Genomic DNA, 15059 nt, shown 5'->3' on the forward strand with positions numbered 1-15059 from the left:
AGCGCAGAGGATCAGGGTCAAGGCGGACAGCACCGAGCCAATCGCCATGACGGTCGCTGCGCCGACGCCATCCATCTGCCGGCCGATATAGGGTGCCGAGAGACCGCCGACGAACAGTGACGCGGAGAAGATGGCAAACACCTGCGCGACGCTGATGCCGAGATCCGTCGCCATGCCGGGCGCCAGAATACTGAAGCTGTAATATAGTGTGCCGTAGCCGATGATCTGGGTCAGGCCGAGCGCGGCGACAACGCCAACGGGAACGCCTGGATTACGCAACGATGTCGCCCTCGCTCCGGGCAGCATCCGTCTTGCAGCAGCCAGTGGGGCGCTCAACGCCTTCACGAATGATCGGATGCCCTGCGCAGCAGTCGTCCATCAGGAATTTCACGAGATCGGCCAAGGTATCGTAGCTGGCGCTATAGACGATCGAACGGGATTCCCGTCGCTGCGTGATCAGGCCCGATCGCTCCAGTTCCTTCAGATGGAAAGACACATTCGACGGCGAGACGCCCATGCGCTCGGCGATCAGGCCGGCGGCAAGTCCTTCCGGTCCGGCGACAACCAGTGTGCGGACGATGGCGAGGCGCGTTTCCTGCGACAGGGCCGCGAATGACGTAAGGGCTTGACGCTCGTCCATATTTCAATAATCCTTGAATCATTGAACAATAGGAGTAGCGCACATGACCGCAATCGACAAGGCCGTTTCCTCCGATGTCACGCTTGGCCAGCTTCTCGATGGGCTGGCGACCGCGCCGGAAGCGCCGCTGGTGTTTCTGTACGAAGGGCAGCCAGTGAAGGCAGGCTACCATGTCACCGAGGTCAAGGCGGGCGCGTTCTCGGCACTCGACTGTGGCGCCAACCCGGAAGCTTGGTCGGAGATGTTCATCCAGCTCTGGGATATCGATGAGGACGGCCGGAGCCATATGCCAGCGGGCAAGTTCTCCGCGATCATCCGCAAGGTTTCCGATCACGTTCGGCTCGATCCAGCGGCCAAGCTGACCTTTGAAGTTAGTGACGGAAATCGACCGATGGCCCTCTACTGCGCATCGTCGACGCGCATGGTCGAGGACAAAATCGAGGTGACGCTGGCCGCACGACCGGCAAGCTGCAAACCCCGTGATCGGTGGCTGACGGAGAACTCCGCAGCAACAAATTCCTTCTGCGGTCCGGCAACAACCAGTTCCAAGTGTTGCGCCTGAAGAGCAGAAAAGCTCTTGAAGTGATACGAACCGAAAATCCACCAGTTCGGAAAAAACCTCGATATCTCTGATCAATAGCAGAGTACGCTCATCCAATTAGCGTTGGCTACTAAAGCACCGATAAACTGTTGCCGAGACCACGCTTGTGCTTGCCCAGCATTAACGTATCGCTGTCAGGGGCGATAAGTGCTGAAATCGGCAATGTGGCCGCTCCAACGGGAGAGGCCGTCGCACCGAACTGCCCGCTTATGATCTCGGGCGGAACGATGCCTACGGCACCAGCGCGTGTGAATTCGCGCTGAACCCTGCTCAGCAGATCGAGATGTATGGTTCTAGGCAAAATACTGTCGAGAATGATCGCTTCGAGGTCGATTATCGAAGTGATGGCGATGATCGCCTCAGCCAGCGCGCCGGCGCAATCGTCCATCCACTCGACGAGCGGTTCACGGGCCAAGCTTGCCAAGGGCTCCAGCTCGCGCACCCGGTTAATCTCAACGCCGTGAGCGCGCAGATGGTTGACCAGGACATAGATGGATGCTCGGTGCAAGAGGCTGCGAAAGCGAGTGTGCTGTCCGGCCACGGAATTTAGGTTTGAAGCTGAAACCGGCAAGGGGCCCAAAGCTGCACTATTGCCGTGCGCTCCAGTGTGAAGTTGACCGTTCTGAACGAGACCCCCGCCAACGAAAGTATCGATCGAAATATGCATGAAATCCTTGAAGCCGGAACCGACGCCGAGATTGAGTTCGGCCAAGGCCGCAGCCGAGGCATCATTTTCGACGAATACAGGGAGCTTTTTATCGACTTCAAAAAAAGCTGCTAGATCCACGCGAGTCCACCGAGTATCCAAATCTCCAGGAAAGCCAAGCTCCTCGCTCCAGCCGCCAAGAAAATACGGCGCCCCGATACCCAGCCCAGCGATTTCCGTTTCCATGGACCGATCTGCCTGATGCATCAACGTTGCGAGCGCAGCATTTCCAACCTTCAAGACAACAGTTGGATCGGGAAAGTCGTATTCATGCTCCTCCCAACCCTGAACCTCGCCTTCCAGATCAATCATGACCGCCTGCAGCGCCCGGCGGCCAATCTTGATGCCGATACTGTTGAGACGCTTGGGATTAAGCCTGTACAGGATCGAGGGCGTGCCACGCTGCCCAAATCTTTTGCCAACCTGCTTTACAAATCCGGCGGCCTCCAGCCTATCGACGATTGCGGCAACGGCGGCCGGCGTCAAACTCGCGGCGCGCGCCAGCTCAGATTTCGAGGCCTCGCGCAGACGGCGAATGGCATCGAGAACGAACCGCTCATTATAGTGTCTGAGCTTGACGGAATTGCTTCCTTTTCCCGACAAGTTGGCACTCCCTGCATGCTCACGCCCGTTGCGCACTCGGCACGCGGCACGACTATCGGCGTAAAGCGCCATACGGGTCAAGGCTTGCTTGTTCCTCGGTCAGAACGCAGCACAGAGAATGTTGGCAGCTGTGGCTTGACAATCTTTATTATATCAACTTAAAAAAATATTGCCTAGCAAGAGGAGATCGACGTACACGCGTTGAGCTGGGCAGCCATTTTTAAAGGGAGGGTTCATGCAAAATGCGCCTATAAACCTGTCTCAGGCATCAACCGATGCGGTTGTGAGACTTGATGGCATTTCGAAAATATTTGGCGGTACAGTTGCTGTGGAGGGCGTGAGTTTCAGCTTGCGCGCCGGCGAGGTCCTCGCCCTGCTTGGGGAAAACGGCGCGGGAAAAAGCACCTGCGTTAAATTGCTGGCCGGTGTCTATTCCCCGACCATCGGCACAATCGAAGTCGATGGCAAAGCGCAGGTGTTTAATTCACCCGCAGATGCGCAAAAGCTCGGTATCGCGGTCATGCACCAGCATCCGGGCCTGTTTCCCGACCTCTCGGTCGCAGAGAACATCTTTATTGGACATATGCCCAGGGGCCGCGGCGGGATCATCGATCTGTCGACTATGGTGTCGGAAGCCCGGAAGGTCCTCGCGATGGTGGGGCTGCGTGTCACAGCGGAGACCAGGCTCGGCGAGCTCAGCACTTCCGAGCAGCAACTCGTCGAAATCGCTCGTGCGCTTTCACTCAAAGCGCGTGTCCTGATCATGGACGAACCAACAGCAGCCCTTTCACAGCGCGAAGTAGAACAACTCTTCGAAGTGGTCGACGACCTGCGGACCCGTGGCGTTGCCATGATGTTCGTCGGCCACCGCATGGACGAGATCTATCGCGTTTCCGATCGCATTGCTGTTCTGCGAGACGGAAAAATGGTCGGCGTCGAACACATCTCGGACGTGAGCCGTGAGCGCGCTATCAAGATGATGGTCGGGCGAGAAATGAAGGCAATCTACCCCGACCGGCCTTCCAAATTCGGCGACGTGGTGCTGGATGTGCATGGACTGACCCGCGCCGGCGCTTTTCGCGACATCAGCTTCCAGGTTCGCGCCGGCGAAATTGTGGGGTTCGGAGGTCTGGTCGGCAGCGGAAGAACCGAGATCGCTCGCGTCCTTTTTGGCATCGACCACGCGAGTGAGGGCACGATAGAATTTTCCGGGCAGAGCGTGACCTTTGCGGCACCGAAAGAGGCAATCGCAGCAGGCATCGCCTACGTTTCAGAAGACAGGCTCGGCCAGAGCCTTGTTATGGACTTCTCTATTCTCGACAATGCCAGCCTTGCGGTGCTCGATCAGGCTTCCCCGCGTGGCTTCTACAGCCGCAGATCGGCCATCGAGCTGGTTGGCGATGAATTGAAACGGCTTTCCCTGCGCTTTCGGAGCTTCGATCAGCCTGTAAAGGAGTTGTCCGGAGGCAACCAGCAGAAGGTCGTGCTGTCCAAATGGCTCGCGACGAAGCCGAAGCTTCTCATCCTCGATGAGCCGACCCAGGGCATCGACGTCAACAGCAAGGCGGAAGTACAGGCGATGATCGCTAGCCTCGCTTCAGACGGCATTGCTATTATTCTCATATCCTCGGAAATGCCGGAACTGCTCGGCATGTGCAACCGAATCATCGTGCTACGCGAAGGCCAGCAGACAGCGGAGTTTGTGGGTGGAGAAGCCACGCAGGAATCCGTACTGTTGGCAGCGACCGCGGACGAAACGGGCACCGTAACCCAAAACCAGGTCACTGCCCGGAAACACGCTAACCACTGGCTCGATATTTTCAAGCGCCGTGAAATGGGCCTCGTCGCCGCCATTGCCGCGATCGTTATCCCGGTGGCAATGATCAATCCCCGCATCTTCAGCACAGCGAACCTGACCGCAGTATCGATGGATGTCAGCCTGCTCATGCTGGCTGCGCTTGGACAAATGCTGATTCTGCTGACGCGGAGCATCGATTTGTCGATCGCCTCCACGATCGGCCTCGCAGCCTATGCATCCGCAAGCACGATAGCAGCCTACCCGGAAATCGGCGTTGTTGGTGGCGTCCTCACAGGAAGCGCCGTTGGCATCATAGCGGGATTGTTCAACGGCGCTATCATCACCTTCGGACGGATTCCCGCAATCGTCGCGACACTCGCCACGTTATCGCTTTACCGAGGTTTCAACAGCCTGTGGGCAGCAGGCGACCAGATCAGTGCCGATGAAGTGCCCGCCGCGTGGCTCGCAATGACCGGCTACAAGCTATTCGGCGTTCCGCTCGTTGTCATCATCGTCCTTGTTATCATGCTCGTGGCCTCATTTCTTCTGAACCGCACGACGATTGGCCGTGAGCTGTTCGCCACGGGATCAAACCCGGATGGAGCCGCACTGATCGGTATCCCAGTCAAGAGAAGGATCTTCCTTGCTTTTGGCTTATGCGGTCTGCTTGCCGGCATCTGCGGAGTCCTTTGGGCATCCCGCTACGCGACGGTGGATGCGCGTGTCGCAACTGGTTTCGAACTCACGGTGATCGCGTCGGCAGTGGTCGGTGGGGTCGCAATACGAGGAGGAGCCGGTTCCCTGTTCGGGATCGCCCTTGGCGCCATAACCCTGCTCGTCATTCGCAACGGCCTCACGCTGGTGCGTGTCGATCCTCTTTGGTTACAGGGCATCTACGGTCTGGTCATTCTGGTTGCCATCAGCATCGACGCTGCGATCGTCAAGCGGTCGCGACGCGCCGGGGCGCATTGAGGAGGCGAGAAAATGGGAAAACTGTTCGCATTCATCGACCCGTTGGACGCGCTTCTCGCCACCGTCTGCATTCTGGTCGTCGTCTTTGGCGCACTCTTCGTGCCGAACTTTCTCTCGGAATTCAATATCTCGCAAATGATGGCAAGCGCGGCCGAGAAGGCGCTGATCATGTTGCCGATGACACTGTTGATCATAACTCGCGAAATCGATATTTCTGTCGCATCAATCCTTGGCCTGACCAGTGTTCTCTTCGGCCTCATGATCCAGGCCGAGCTCCCGCTGGTGCTCGCCCTGCTGCTTACCGTCGCCTGCGGCGCGGCGCTCGGGCTGCTTAATGGATATCTGGTCGCCTATATCGGCCTTCCATCCCTGGTGGTGACGCTCGGCACCATGGCGATGTTTCGCGGCGTTGGCTACATCCTGCTTGGCACAGGATCTATCAACGTCCTTCCGGATGCCCTTGTCGACTTCGGCATCAACAATGTTCCCGGCACGCCCATTCCCTGGGTGCTGACACCGTTTCTCGTGCTCGCGCCCATCATGGCAATCGTTCTGCAGCGCATGGCCACAGGGCGTCGCATCTATGCAGTCGGCGGAAATCCCGATGTCGCCATCTATTCGGGTATCCCTTCACGGCGCTTGATCACAGCTTTGTTTATCGTAACAGGTGCCATCTGCGCCATCGCGGCGATCGTCTACACAGCCCGTCTGTCGAATGCACGAGCAAACAACGGACTGGGAATGGAGCTCGACGTCATCACGATCGTGCTTCTCGGCGGGGTCAGTGTCTTCGGCGGAAAGGGAAAGCTCACCGGCGTTCTGCTGGCACTGATCCTAATTGCCGCGATCCGCAACATTCTTGCGCTCAACCAGATCGGCGGCGACATCCAGGGCATGGTGATCGGCATTCTTCTGATCGGTTCACTGCTGCTCGGTAATTTCTCGACCGCCGTCATGTCGGTCATCGCGCCGCCGGCGCGACGGGAAAACAAGGTTGGCGCTGAAATATCATCACATTGATAGCGCCCCGACAAAGCTCACAAACCAAGGAGGACTGACATGAATGCAATCAAGCTTGCACTGCTCGCAACCGCTTTGCTCATACCCCAGGGCGTGACGGCTCTGGCGCAGGAATGCTCCAGCGAACCCGTTACGGTCGGCTTTTTGCCGAAACTGGATACGGACCCCTACTTCCAGGTCGCGAAGACCGGCGCAGAGGAGGCGCAGAAGGAAATCGGGGGCAACCTGATCCAGGTTGCCCCCTCACAGGGCACGGCGGAAGCGCAGGTTGAGTTCATAAACAGCCTCGTCTCCCAACAGGTCGGGGTGATTGCGATCTCCGCTAACGACGCCAACGCCGTCGCCCCTGCCCTCAAACGCGCTGCAGCCAATGGCGCTCGTGTCATCTCTTACGATTCCGACGTCCAGACGAGCGCCCGATCGATCTTTGTGAACCAGGCCAAGGGTGACAGTCTTGCGGAAATGATGCTCGAAAGCGCCTACAATCTCATAGACGGCGAAGGGGAGTTTGCGATTCTCTCTTCTACACCGACCGCGACGAACCAGAATGCCTGGATCGACCTGATGAAGTCGAAGATTGCAAATGACCCGAAATTCGCCAAGCTGAAACTTGTACAGGTCGCCTATGGCGAAGAAAGCGAGCAGATCAACCAACAGCAGGCGCTTGCATTGGTTCAGGCCTTCCCGAACCTCAAGGCAATCATCGTTCCCGCCGGTATCGGCCTTCCGGCCGCAGCACGGGCGCTCGATGAAGCTGGCCTCATTGGCAAGGTGAAGTTGACAGGGCTGGCACCTGCAACCCTAATCTCGAAATACATCAAGGACGGCTCAGCGCAGGATATCTGGTGGAATGTTGCTGACCTCGGGTATCTGACTTACCACACGGCCCAGGCCCTCGCACAGTGCAAGATCACCGGCAAGGAAGGCGAAACCTTTGCCGCCGGACGCCTTGGCGAATATACGATCGGCGCCGACGGCGAACTTGTTCTCGGACCAGCGAAGATCGTAACGCCTGAGAACCTGGCCGAGTTCAAGTTCTGAGCGCGAGAACGCTTACGCGTCAGCATTTCATACGTCGTTCTGCTTCAATTTGCTAAAGAGGCGAATGTGGCACCTCCCGAACAATTCGCCTCCTGGGCGGCCGCAAGGCCGCCCAGCCAGTTTGACATGGTCGAAACAGCCAAACAGGTGGTCGGTCGATACGTCTTCGCCGCATCCCGGATTGCAAATAATCGCAACAAAGACAGCGTCATCAATTTCAGATTACCCATTTACCCGATCACAATTTTTCGCCTGCAGAGTAGAACTAGCGTAATTTGCAGTTCATCCCTTATGCTATCGGGCGGGAGCCGAAATCATTTCATGGTTAGGCGAAAAGCGATTGATACAAGGAATACTCCAGAGCACGGGAACATCATACATCACGACGCGCCGGAGAGAGCAGGGTTTCGCACAACCAGACAACCTCATCCTTTGTTCATGAAGTACGAAGAATCGTTTCTCATAAGACAACTGATCGATAATGCTCCTGATTATCTGTTTATCAAAGACACCGAAAGCAGGTTCGTCATTGTGAACGACGCTATCGCAACGGATCTTGGCCTCAAGAAGATTGAAGAAGCCCTCCGCCACCGCATTGTCATGGCAGTTGCCGCGTCGGCTCATCGAGTGAACCAGATTGCGGTGCTTGAGGAACGAGGCCCAGTCCATGCTGGTGAACTGCGTACCCTGATCCGAATGAACCAGCACTTTGTCCTTCGGCTTTCGATTCCCCACCGCCATGAGCAGAGCCTTCGATACGACGTCCGTGGTCTGGCGGCTCTGCATCGCCCGGCCGAAGACCCGGCGAGAATAGAGGTCGATGACGACCGCAAGGTAAGCGAAGCCCTCGCAGGTTCGGATGTAGGTGATACATGTCCGGCCGTCAGCGATGTGCGCGCCCTCGCTTACGGGTTCACGGCGGGGGCGTGCCATGCTTCGATTTTTCAGCGAGATATTCCGCTCGCCGACGATGCAAATCGCAAATGATCGTAGGATAACACCGGGTTAAGTTTCCCCGCGCGGGCGTTGAACCGAAGACGTGGTCCGCCGACGGCCGCCGCTCCCGTTCACCGAAAGATTTGGAATAGAGCTCCCTAAGCGGCTGTCGGGTCGTCTGATGCGAGAGCTGCGCCGTGCGGGTCGTTTCCGACAGGGCGTTCACCTCCACGGCCGGAAGCGGACGACCCGGATACCACGCTGACGTGACAAGCCGTCCCGTTTAGCGACTTTGTACTGGAGGCGTAGGCGGATTATGGTGCGTTGACCCCTGCAAACCGAACGCCGACCGCTTGCGCACACCGCGCTCGCCGTGGCCTTTACTTATGACACACGGCCTAGAGAGGGAGCGGCCCAAAAATGCGCGGCAATGGCGCCCTTGTTGACTTTGATAGGAAACAGCAGCCGCTCACACGGCTGATGCCAAGCAGGTATGGGCGTCGCCGCTGACGAAGACACTCATATTTTCGTTACTTCACCATCGGGGCCGAGTGGGTCGCAGCAACGGAAATGCCCTGATGCAGCTGGCGAAGCCATTCTTCCTCCTTAAGAAGGTGCGCCTGCGCCGCCACCAGGATTTCATCGGCAATGTTCAGCGGCACGACGACGACACCGTCATCGTCGCCCAAAACGATGTCCCCCGGCGAAACGGCGACACCCCCGACCGAGACCAGACCGTCGACGTCACCACCGAAGCCGGTATGCGGCCCGCGTGGCACGATTGCCCGGCAATACATGGCAAAGCCGCGCTTGCGCATGTCAGCGACATCACGGATCGCGCCATCGACAACCGCACCGCCGAGATTGCGCAGGAAGGCTTCCTCCGCCATCACGCCGCCCCAGACGGCCGTGTCCTCGACGCCACCGGCATCGACGACGATGACTTCACCGGGCTGAGCGGTGGCGATGAGCACGCAGATCGCCACACAGTCGCCGGCCATGGTGGAAACCGTGCGCGCCTGACCGCACAAGGTTGCGCCTTGCGAGATGGACTTGATCGCCGCCTTCATGACCTGGGTACGGTTCATGCAGTCGGATGCGACGGCGGGTGGTATCTTGCGCCAGGCATCGAGTTCGTCGGCGCTCAGCTGGCGGAAAGTGACATCATTCTTTTTCAGGGCCATGGTTCTGGTTCCAGATTGCAATGGGTGGTGAAGGGGTCAGGCTGCAGACCTGTCCCAGCCCGGATTGACGTTGTTGCGTAGCCGTCCCGTCACGAGATAGTCGCGCAGGATTTCCGCGGCGAAGGTCCGCATGTCGATGTAGCCGGCCTCCGAATAGAAGGCGGCGTGAGGCGTCACAATGAGGCGGCCGGCCAGCCAGTCGGCATTGCTCTGCCAGGCTTCGACGAGCTTCGGCGGCGGGAACGGCGGCTCCTTGGGCAGCACGTCGAGACCGGCGGCCGCGAGATGGCCGCTCTTCAGCGCCGCGTAGACCGCGTCGACATCCACGAGACCGCCGCGGGCGATGTTGAGGAGGATGCCCCCCGGCTGCATCGACGCAAGCTCGACCGCACCGATCAGGTTGCGCGTTTCTGCCGACAGGGGGACGTGCACGCTGACGATCTCCGAGCGTTGCAGAAGCTCCTCCTGCGACTGCACCCGCTCGATACCCAGCCCCAGTTCATGACCTTCGGAAGCGAAGGGATCGTAGTAAATCACCTTCATGTCGAACGCGGCAGCCCGGCGTGCGACGGCAGTTCCGATGCGTCCCATGCCGATCGCGCCGAAGGTGGTGCCACGGATGCGACGCACGACCGGAACATTCTCCGCAAGGAAGCCGGCAACGAGATCGGCCTTCAGCCGGTTCTCGTAAGTGCCGAGGCCGCGCACGAGATGCAGCAGCATGGCAAGCGCATGGTCTGCGACCTCCGTCGTGCCGTAGTTCGGAACGTTGGAAACCGGGATGCCGCGCTCGCGGCAGGCCTTACTGTCGACATTGTCGAAGCCGACGCCGACGCGCACGACGAGACGGCAGCGATCGAGCTTGGCGACGACATCCGCCGTCAGTTTCATGCGGTGCCAGATGAGGATGGCATCGCAGCTTCGCCACATCTCGTCGGGGATTGTGGCCGGATCGATCTCGTCGAAATGGACGAAATCGAGCTGGTCGCCGGTGACGCTGCGTTCGAGGTCGAGATCGCTGATATGCGCGTCGGGCACCAGTACTTTGAATCGGGTCATTTCACTGCTTCCTTGTGTTCACAGGACCTTATCGAGGAAGTCCTTCAGTCGGGGATCGTTGGGGGACTGGAAAAGCTGTTTCGGCGGGCCACGCTCCACGATGACGCCGCGATCTGTGAAGAAGACCTCGTCGGCGACCTCCTGCGCGAAGCGCATCTCGTGCGTGACGAGCACGCAGGTCATGCCCTCGCCGGCAAGGTCGCGGATTACGTTCAGCACTTCGCTCACCATTTCCGGATCGAGCGCCGCCGTCACCTCGTCGAAGAGAATGACGCGCGGCTGCATGGCGAGCGCACGAGCGATGGCGACACGCTGCTGCTGTCCGCCGGACAGCTGGCTCGGATAGGCGTCTTCCTTGCCGGTCAGGCGCACCTTGGCGAGAAGCTTCAACGCACGTTCGCGCACGTCGGCCGGGTTTTCCTTCAGGACCTGGATCGGCGCCATCGTCAGGTTCTGCATGACGGTGCGGTGCGGAAAGAGATTGTACTGCTGGAAGACCATCGCCACCTGATGGCGCAGGGCGATCAACTCGCGGTCCGTCTTCATGGCCTCGACGGCAAAATCGCCGACGCGGATCGTGCCGCTGTTGACGGGGATGAGCCCATTGATGCAGCGCAGGATCGTGGATTTACCCGAACCGGACGGGCCGATGATGCAGACGACACCTCCCTCCCGCACGTCGAGCGCGATGCCATTGAGGACGTCATAGGTTCCAAACGACTTGCGCACGTCGCGCATCTCGATCAGGGGCTTGGTGGTGCTGGTCGTGGTCATGGATGGCTGGTTCCTACGCGATGCTCCAGACGGCGCGTCAAAATCGCGATCGGAAAGCAGAACAGGAAGAAGAGAAGGAGGACGAAGATGTAGATTGCGGTCGCTACCGCATCGCCATCGACGGCGATGATGGTGCGGGCCACCGACAGCACATCATTGGCGCCCGTGACGACGACGAGGCTGGTGCCGATGAAAAGCATTGAATACATCGTCATGAGGTTGGGCACCATGAGCGGCAGCGCCTGCGGAATGACGACGTGGCGCAGGATCTGGAGCCGGCGATAACCGAGCGAGCTTGCCGATTCCCACTGGCCGCTCGGAATAGCCTGCACGCCGCCGCGGAAGATTTCCGCGATGTTGGCGGTGACGGGAAGCGCCAGACCGATGACCGCCTTGACCGCCGGAGAGAGCGAAACGGTAAACCCGAAAATCTCGATTTCGAACGGCAGCAGGTAGAGCATCGCGAAGAGCACAACGAGCCATGGCGAATTGCGCAGCAGATTCATGACCAGCGAGGACGGCAGCCGCACGAAGGCGCTGCGGGCAATGAGCCCGGTCCCGAGCATCGCACCCGTCACGATGGCAATCGCCATGGACCACAGGCTGATCAAGATGTTGGCGACGAAGCCGCCTTCGAGACTGCTGAAATCGGCAGAGCCGGTGAGGAGCATCGGAACGCGCGGCAGGATGCGTGCGATGATCGCGCCCGCTTGCTCGCCGTAGACGGTGAGGAAGACCAGTGCCAGCAGGGCGGGCACGCCGATCATGCCGAGAATGAAGGTGCGCATCTGCATGCTCATGCCACGGCTCCGTATCCAGGGATGCGGATCAGCCGATCGATATAGCGCATGGCGACGACGGCAAGGCTGGACAGGGCGACATAGACCACCCAGACGAAGATCATGACTTCGAGATTGCGGAAATTCTCCAGCATGATCTGCGTGGCCGTATACATGATGTCGGCCACGGCCACGAGCGCCGCCTGGTTCGACGTCTTTATGAGGCTGACGACATTGTTGGTCATCGCCGGCATCGAAAGACGCAGGCCGATCGGCAGCTCGATGTAGCGAAACGTCTGGACACGGGAATAGCCAAGCGAACGCGCGCCCTCGACCGTCTGCGAAGGCACTGCTAGCAGTCCGGAACGGATGATCTCGATTGCCAGCGCACCATTGTAGAGACCGAGCGACAGCACGGCGCAGGTGAAGCCCGAAAAGATCGGGATCCTCTGCCCGGTGGCCGGATCGGTCAGCGTCAGCCCCATCTCCGACAGCATGAAGTAGAGAAAGAACAGCTGTACGAGCGGCGGCGTGTTGCGGAACATTTCCACGAAGAGCGTGGTCCATGTCGCCAGCACCGGCACCCGCAGATGGATGATGAGGGCGCCAGCAATGCCGATCACCATCATCAGCACGAGACCGAGCACGCTCATGAGGATCGTGGTGCCGAGCCCTCGCAGCAGCCAGTACTGGTAGTACGGGTCGGCAAGCCAACTGAAATCGAGATTCATCTTTGCATCGTCACGGTTGAAGGCCGAATCGTCACCGGATCAGGAGACGGAGCCCCTGACCCGGCCTGTCGATAGCGGGCGTCAGTTCGCCTTGGCTTTTGCCTCTTCGGCGCGCTTGGCGACATACTCCGACGCGCCCATGTTGAAGGTCTTCTCCGATGCGACGAGCACACCTTTGGCCTCCGCATCCGTGATCGCCTTGTTGACGGCTTCGAGGAAGGCCACTTCGCCCTTGCGCACGCCGCCCGCGATGGGATTGAAGGCAAAGGCCCCGACGGCGATCTTGTACTTGTCCTTCCAGCCGTCTTCCGCAACCTTCATGTTAAGGATCGGCCCGTCGAAGGCGATACCCTCGCAGCGGTTGTCCTGGAATGCCTTAAACATTTCGGCCGTGCCGGCAAACAGCACCGTCTCAGCGCCGAACTTCTCCGTCAGGGTGCGGTTGTAGAGGTTGCCCTGGATACCGCAGAGCTTCTTGCCCTTCACCTCTTCCCAGGCCGTTATGGCGCTGTCCTTGGACGTCAGCAGCACCATGCCTTCCATCTGGTAATATTCATGCGTGAAATCGATGATCTTGGCACGATCGGGATTGGTGCCGAGCGTTGCGAAGATGGCGTCGATACGGCCGGCATTCAGAAGCTCGATACGGTTGGAGGCCACGACCGGCACGAGCTCGATCGCGTCGGCCGAGCCCAAAAGCTCCTTGGCGACGAACTTGGCAATATCGATCTCAAAGCCCTTCACCTGGCCGTCCGCGCCGAGGTAGCCGAACGGCGGGTAATCCGTCTTGATGCCGACGACGAGCTTGCCGCGCTCCTTAACCTTCTCCAGCTGGTCGGCCTTGGCCGGTATCGCCGTCGCACCGATGGCGCAGGCGAGCGAGACGAGGGAGGCGAGCTGCCATTTCCGCCGGGACTTCGGCGCATTGACCCGGGTGACTGCGGTGACCATTGGAACCCCTTTATTTGATGATGTTTTCGACGGGCTTTCCCTGCCCGTTCGCTTTTACGGAGGCCAGCATCACCGCGATTGCCTACATTTTCAAATAGATTATCATAGCCCCAGCATAACTGAAACTTATGAAAGTACGGCAATGAATGCGCGCCAGATCGAAGCCTTCCAGGCCGTGATGACGACGGGAAGCCTAACGCGCGCCGGTGAGCGCATGCTCATCTCCCAGCCGGCGGTCAGCCAGCTTGTCGCCCAGTTCGAACGAAGCTGCGGCTTTTCGCTGTTCGAGCGCACGGGCAACAAGATCGTCCCCACGCGGGAGGCCGAGGCGCTCTTCATCGAAGTGCAGCGCATGTTCACCGGCGTCGGCCAGATTTCACGAGTTGCGACCGCGCTGCGCGACCGGACCTGGGGATCGCTCAGCATCGCCGCCTTCCCCGCGATCGCGCGGCGCGTCGTGCCAGAGATCATGTGGGGCTTCTGCAAGGACCGTCCCGAGACGCGCATTCGTGTGGAAAGCATGCGCTCACGCGGCATGATCGATGCTGCCGCAGCGCAGCAGATCGACATCGGCCTCAGCGTATTGCCGAGCGACCGCCCGGAGGTCGAATGCACTCTGCTGCACAGCCTGCGCGGAGTCTGCATTCTGCCCCTGGGCCACCCGCTCGCGGCACAGGAGACGGTGCGGGCGACGGACATGGCCGATCAGGATTTCGTCTCCCTCGGCCCGCAGGATCAGACGCGCTTTATGGTCGATCGCATTTTCGATCAGCAGGGCCTGTCGCGCCGACTGCGCATCGAGGTAGGACAGGCCGAAACCGCCTTCACCTTCGTGGCGGCCGGCGCCGGCATTGCTGTGATCGATCCCGTCAGCGCCTACAACAACCGAGGTGCCGGAATCGTCATCCGCCGCTTCGAGCCGGCCGTCCATTTCGACATCTGGCTTCTCAGGCCGAAAGTTGTCCGGCCTTTCAACCTCATCGACGCCGCTCTCGATTTCATAGTCGAGCGCCTAAAGCAGTTTGCGGTACTTTGCGAGGCGCTCCCAGACCTCCCCGTACCGGATCGCCCGCCGCTCTTGAGCGAAACCTTTCTTCACCTTCTTAGAAGGCAAAATCACGCGCCTTGATGAGAGCCGAACCCTCGACCCTTACATTCGATCACGCTTGTCTTAAGACTGGGCCTCAAAAGACAACTAACTCCCGTTTCTTATTCGTCACCCAACGATTTCGGCTTCTACGCGCCGCGCTCCGTCCCGGTCCAT

General features: G+C 59.3%; 13 protein-coding genes and 2 pseudogenes. 5 read left to right on the top strand and 10 right to left on the bottom strand.

The annotated features are described in order from the left end of the window. Together GR138_RS28885 and GR138_RS28890 are read right to left on the bottom strand one after the other, a co-directional pair. Positions 1-306 (bottom strand): annotated as a pseudogene (locus tag GR138_RS28885) (arsenite efflux MFS transporter ArsK); the annotation flags it as partial. After that, positions 272-640 (bottom strand): ArsR/SmtB family transcription factor, encoded by a 369-nt coding sequence (locus tag GR138_RS28890; RefSeq protein WP_160862728.1) that lies wholly within the window; start codon positions 638-640, stop codon positions 272-274. The gene GR138_RS28890 and the pseudogene GR138_RS28885, both read right to left, overlap by 35 nt. Before the next feature lie 43 nt (positions 641-683). Here GR138_RS28890 and GR138_RS28895 point away from each other — a divergent pair, with 43 nt between their 5' ends. Further along, the gene (locus tag GR138_RS28895) at positions 684-1202 is read left to right on the top strand and encodes a DUF6428 family protein (protein WP_160862729.1); all 519 of its coding nucleotides are present in this window, start codon (positions 684-686) and stop codon (positions 1200-1202) included. A gap of 109 nt (positions 1203-1311) precedes the next feature. On the opposite strand, the gene GR138_RS28900 is transcribed toward GR138_RS28895, so the two are convergent. Further along, positions 1312-2622, bottom strand: coding sequence for an ROK family transcriptional regulator (locus GR138_RS28900; RefSeq protein ID WP_246200820.1), 1311 nt, complete (start codon positions 2620-2622; stop codon positions 1312-1314). Positions 2623-2785: 163 nt separating this feature from the next. Between GR138_RS28900 and GR138_RS28905 the strand changes: the two genes are divergently transcribed. From GR138_RS28905 to GR138_RS28915, 3 genes are read left to right on the top strand one after another with little or no spacing between them, the layout of a single operon-like run. Beyond that, on the top strand, positions 2786-5320 hold the full coding sequence (locus tag GR138_RS28905) for an ATP-binding cassette domain-containing protein (RefSeq protein WP_160862730.1): 2535 nt from the start codon (positions 2786-2788) through the stop codon (positions 5318-5320). 42 nt (positions 5321-5362) lie between these two features. Then, entirely contained in the window at positions 5363-6340 is a 978-nt protein-coding gene (locus GR138_RS28910) for an ABC transporter permease (RefSeq protein WP_246200818.1), read from the top strand. 39 nt (positions 6341-6379) lie between these two features. Next, a complete protein-coding gene (locus GR138_RS28915; protein WP_160862732.1) occupies positions 6380-7381 on the top strand; it encodes a rhamnose ABC transporter substrate-binding protein in 1002 nt (333 codons plus the stop codon). A gap of 561 nt (positions 7382-7942) precedes the next feature. On the opposite strand, the pseudogene GR138_RS28920 reads toward GR138_RS28915, so the two are convergent. From GR138_RS28920 to GR138_RS28950, 7 genes and pseudogenes are all read right to left on the bottom strand, one after another. Further along, a pseudogene (locus GR138_RS28920) lies at positions 7943-8257 on the bottom strand (DDE-type integrase/transposase/recombinase); the annotation flags it as partial. 590 nt (positions 8258-8847) lie between these two features. Further along, positions 8848-9501, bottom strand: a complete 654-nt coding sequence (locus GR138_RS28925) for an RraA family protein (protein ID WP_160862733.1) — start codon at positions 9499-9501, stop codon at positions 8848-8850. A gap of 36 nt (positions 9502-9537) precedes the next feature. Beyond that, the gene (locus tag GR138_RS28930) at positions 9538-10560 is read right to left on the bottom strand and encodes a C-terminal binding protein (RefSeq protein WP_160862734.1); all 1023 of its coding nucleotides are present in this window, start codon (positions 10558-10560) and stop codon (positions 9538-9540) included. Between the two features lie 18 nt (positions 10561-10578). Beyond that, entirely contained in the window at positions 10579-11334 is a 756-nt protein-coding gene (locus GR138_RS28935) for an amino acid ABC transporter ATP-binding protein (protein WP_160862735.1), read from the bottom strand. Further along, on the bottom strand, positions 11331-12134 hold the full coding sequence (locus tag GR138_RS28940; protein ID WP_160862736.1) for an amino acid ABC transporter permease: 804 nt from the start codon (positions 12132-12134) through the stop codon (positions 11331-11333). Before GR138_RS28940 ends, GR138_RS28935 begins: the two co-directional genes overlap by 4 nt. Then, on the bottom strand, positions 12131-12844 hold the full coding sequence (locus GR138_RS28945; protein WP_160862737.1) for an amino acid ABC transporter permease: 714 nt from the start codon (positions 12842-12844) through the stop codon (positions 12131-12133). Before GR138_RS28945 ends, GR138_RS28940 begins: the two co-directional genes overlap by 4 nt. 81 nt (positions 12845-12925) lie before the next feature. Further along, on the bottom strand, positions 12926-13795 hold the full coding sequence (locus GR138_RS28950; RefSeq protein ID WP_160862738.1) for a transporter substrate-binding domain-containing protein: 870 nt from the start codon (positions 13793-13795) through the stop codon (positions 12926-12928). Between GR138_RS28950 and GR138_RS28955 the strand changes: the two genes are divergently transcribed. Continuing rightward, positions 13788-14924 carry a LysR substrate-binding domain-containing protein gene (locus GR138_RS28955; RefSeq protein WP_160862739.1) on the top strand — a complete coding sequence of 379 codons (1137 nt, stop codon included), beginning with the start codon at positions 13788-13790 and terminating at the stop codon, positions 14922-14924. The genes GR138_RS28950 and GR138_RS28955 overlap by 8 nt on opposite strands. Positions 14925-15059 lie beyond the last annotated feature (135 nt).

The organism is Shinella kummerowiae, from assembly GCF_009827055.1.
GTDB classification, from domain to species: domain Bacteria; phylum Pseudomonadota; class Alphaproteobacteria; order Rhizobiales; family Rhizobiaceae; genus Shinella; species Shinella kummerowiae.

What these genes read in the sequence shown, in the direction of transcription:
- GR138_RS28890 (WP_160862728.1), bottom strand. Translation starts at nt 640, where the DNA reads ATGGACGAGCGTCAAGCCCTTACGTCATTCGCGGCCCTGTCGCAGGAA.
- GR138_RS28895 (WP_160862729.1), top strand. Translation starts at nt 684, where the DNA reads ATGACCGCAATCGACAAGGCCGTTTCCTCCGATGTCACGCTTGGCCAG.
- GR138_RS28900 (WP_246200820.1), bottom strand. Translation starts at nt 2,622, where the DNA reads ATGGCGCTTTACGCCGATAGTCGTGCCGCGTGCCGAGTGCGCAACGGG.
- GR138_RS28905 (WP_160862730.1), top strand. Translation starts at nt 2,786, where the DNA reads ATGCAAAATGCGCCTATAAACCTGTCTCAGGCATCAACCGATGCGGTT.
- GR138_RS28915 (WP_160862732.1), top strand. Translation starts at nt 6,380, where the DNA reads ATGAATGCAATCAAGCTTGCACTGCTCGCAACCGCTTTGCTCATACCC.
- GR138_RS28925 (WP_160862733.1), bottom strand. Translation starts at nt 9,501, where the DNA reads ATGGCCCTGAAAAAGAATGATGTCACTTTCCGCCAGCTGAGCGCCGAC.
- GR138_RS28930 (WP_160862734.1), bottom strand. Translation starts at nt 10,560, where the DNA reads ATGACCCGATTCAAAGTACTGGTGCCCGACGCGCATATCAGCGATCTC.
- GR138_RS28935 (WP_160862735.1), bottom strand. Translation starts at nt 11,334, where the DNA reads ATGACCACGACCAGCACCACCAAGCCCCTGATCGAGATGCGCGACGTG.
- GR138_RS28940 (WP_160862736.1), bottom strand. Translation starts at nt 12,134, where the DNA reads ATGAGCATGCAGATGCGCACCTTCATTCTCGGCATGATCGGCGTGCCC.
- GR138_RS28945 (WP_160862737.1), bottom strand. Translation starts at nt 12,844, where the DNA reads ATGAATCTCGATTTCAGTTGGCTTGCCGACCCGTACTACCAGTACTGG.
- GR138_RS28950 (WP_160862738.1), bottom strand. Translation starts at nt 13,795, where the DNA reads ATGGTCACCGCAGTCACCCGGGTCAATGCGCCGAAGTCCCGGCGGAAA.